At 52.4% G+C, this 2,846-nt stretch carries 1 rRNA gene; it reads left to right on the top strand.

Annotated elements, in window-relative coordinates:
- Positions 1 to 26 precede the first annotated feature (26 nt).
- Positions 27 to 2,827 (top strand): 23S ribosomal RNA (locus tag ACCD05_RS31570).
- Positions 2,828 to 2,846: the final 19 nt, after the last annotated feature.

The raw sequence follows: 2,846 nt of genomic DNA, 5'->3' as shown, positions 1-2,846 counted from the left end.
AGATGATGAGCATTGGCAATGAGAACGATTAAGTGTCGTAAGGGCATTTGGTGGATGCCTTGGCATGCACAGGCGATGAAGGACGTGATACGCTGCGAAAAGCCGTGGGGAGCTGCGAATAAGCTTTGATCCATGGATATCCGAATGGGGAAACCCACCTTAAATGCTTGGAAAATCTAAGTTGTGCTTCGGTACGGCTTAGGTTTCCAAGCATTGTGATAAGGTATCTACACCTGAATAAAATAGGGTGTAAGAAGCGAACTCGGGGAACTGAAACATCTAAGTACCCGAAGGAAAGGACATCAACCGAGACTCCGCAAGTAGTGGCGAGCGAACGCGGACCAGGCCAGTGGCAATGAGGAATAAAGCGGAACCTTCTGGAAAGTTGGGCCGTAGCGGGTGATAGCCCCGTACGCGTAGAACACTCATTGTCCTAGAGTAGGGCGGGGCACGTGAAACCCTGTCTGAACGTGGGTAGACCACTATCCAAGCCTAAGTACTCGTGCATGACCGATAGCGAACAAGTACCGTGAGGGAAAGGTGAAAAGCACCCCGACAAGGGGAGTGAAATAGAACCTGAAACCGGATGCCTACAAACAGTCGGAGCCCGCAAGGGTGACGGCGTACCTTTTGTATAATGGGTCAACGACTTAGTGTAACAAGCAAGCTTAAGCCGGTAGGTGTAGGCGAAGCGAAAGCGAGTCTGAATAGGGCGATTTAGTTTGTTGCATTAGACCCGAAACCGAGTGATCTAGCCATGAGCAGGTTGAAGGTTGGGTAACACCAACTGGAGGACCGAACCCGCATCTGTTGCAATAGATTGGGATGACTTGTGGTTAGGGGTGAAAGGCCAATCAAACTCGGAAATAGCTGGTTCTCCGCGAAATCTATTTAGGTAGAGCGTCGAGCGAATACCCCGGGGGGTAGAGCACTGGATGGGCTATGGGGACTCACCGTCTTACTGATCCTAACCAAACTCCGAATACCCGGGAGTACTACTCGGCAGACACACGGCGGGTGCTAACGTCCGTCGTGAAAAGGGCAACAACCCTAACCTCCAGCTAAGGTCCCCAAGTCATGGCTAAGTGGGAAAGGATGTGAGGATCCCAAAACAACCAGGATGTTGGCTTAGAAGCAGCCATCATTTAAAGAAAGCGTAACAGCTCACTGGTCTAAATAAGGGTCTTTGCGCCGAAAATGTAACGGGGCTGAAGCCATGCACCGAAGCTGAGGATGTGCAGTAATGCACGTGGTAGCGGAGCGTTCCGTAAGCCTGTGAAGGGACAGTCGTGAGACATCCTGGAGGTATCGGAAGTGCGAATGTTGACATGAGTAACGATAAAGAGGGTGAGAGACCCTCTCGCCGAAAGACCAAGGGTTCCTGCTTAAAGTTAATCTGAGCAGGGTTAGCCGGCCCCTAAGGCGAGGCGGAAACGCGTAGTCGATGGGAACCACGTTAATATTCGTGGGCCTGGTGGTAGTGACGGATTGCGTAACTTGTATTCACTTATTGGATTGTGGGTGCAGGGAAGCGGTTCCAGGAAATAGCTCCATCATTATAGACCGTACCCGAAACCGACACAGGTGGTCAGGTAGAGTATACCAAGGCGCTTGAGAGAACTATGTTGAAGGAACTCGGCAAATTGCACGCGTAACTTCGGAAGAAGCGTGACCCCATGCTAGGCAACTATTATGGGGTGGCACAGACCAGGGGGTAGCGACTGTTTATCAAAAACACAGGGCTCTGCGAAGTCGCAAGACGACGTATAGGGTCTGACGCCTGCCCGGTGCTGGAAGGTTAAAGGGAGAGGTGCAAGCTTTGAACTGAAGCCCCAGTAAACGGCGGCCGTAACTATAACGGTCCTAAGGTAGCGAAATTCCTTGTCGGGTAAGTTCCGACCTGCACGAATGGCGTAACGACTTCCCCGCTGTCTCCAACATAGACTCAGTGAAATTGAATTCCCCGTGAAGATGCGGGGTTCCTGCGGTCAGACGGAAAGACCCCGTGCACCTTTACTATAGCTTTACACTGGCATTCGTGTCGGCATGTGTAGGATAGGTGGTAGGCTTTGAAGCAGGGACGCCAGTTTCTGTGGAGCCATCCTTGAAATACCACCCTTATCGTCATGGATGTCTAACCGCGGTCCGTTATCCGGATCCGGGACAGTGTATGGTGGGTAGTTTGACTGGGGCGGTCGCCTCCGAAAGAGTAACGGAGGCGCGCGATGGTGGGCTCAGACCGGTCGGAAATCGGTCGTCGAGTGCAATGGCATAAGCCCGCCTGACTGCGAGACTGACAAGTCGAGCAGAGACGAAAGTCGGTCATAGTGATCCGGTGGTCCCGCGTGGAAGGGCCATCGCTCAACGGATAAAAGGTACGCCGGGGATAACAGGCTGATGACCCCCAAGAGTCCATATCGACGGGGTTGTTTGGCACCTCGATGTCGGCTCATCGCATCCTGGGGCTGGAGCAGGTCCCAAGGGTTTGGCTGTTCGCCAATTAAAGCGGTACGTGAGCTGGGTTCAGAACGTCGTGAGACAGTTCGGTCCCTATCTGCCGTGGGTGTAGGAATATTGACAGGATCTGTCCCTAGTACGAGAGGACCGGGATGGACATATCTCTGGTGGACCTGTTGTCGTGCCAACGGCATAGCAGGGTAGCTACATATGGAATGGATAACCGCTGAAGGCATCTAAGCGGGAAACCAACCTGAAAACGAGTATTCCCTATCAGAGCCGTGGAAGACGACCACGTTGATAGGACGGGTGTGGAAGCGCAGCAATGTGTGAAGCTTACCGTTACTAATAGCTCGATCGGCTTAATTGTTCTCATTGCTTATGCTCAT

Source organism: Rhizobium sp. Rhizsp42 (genome assembly GCF_047304155.1).
Taxonomy (GTDB): Bacteria; Pseudomonadota; Alphaproteobacteria; order Rhizobiales; family Rhizobiaceae; genus Rhizobium.
This window is presented reverse-complemented; position numbering and strand designations above follow the sequence as displayed.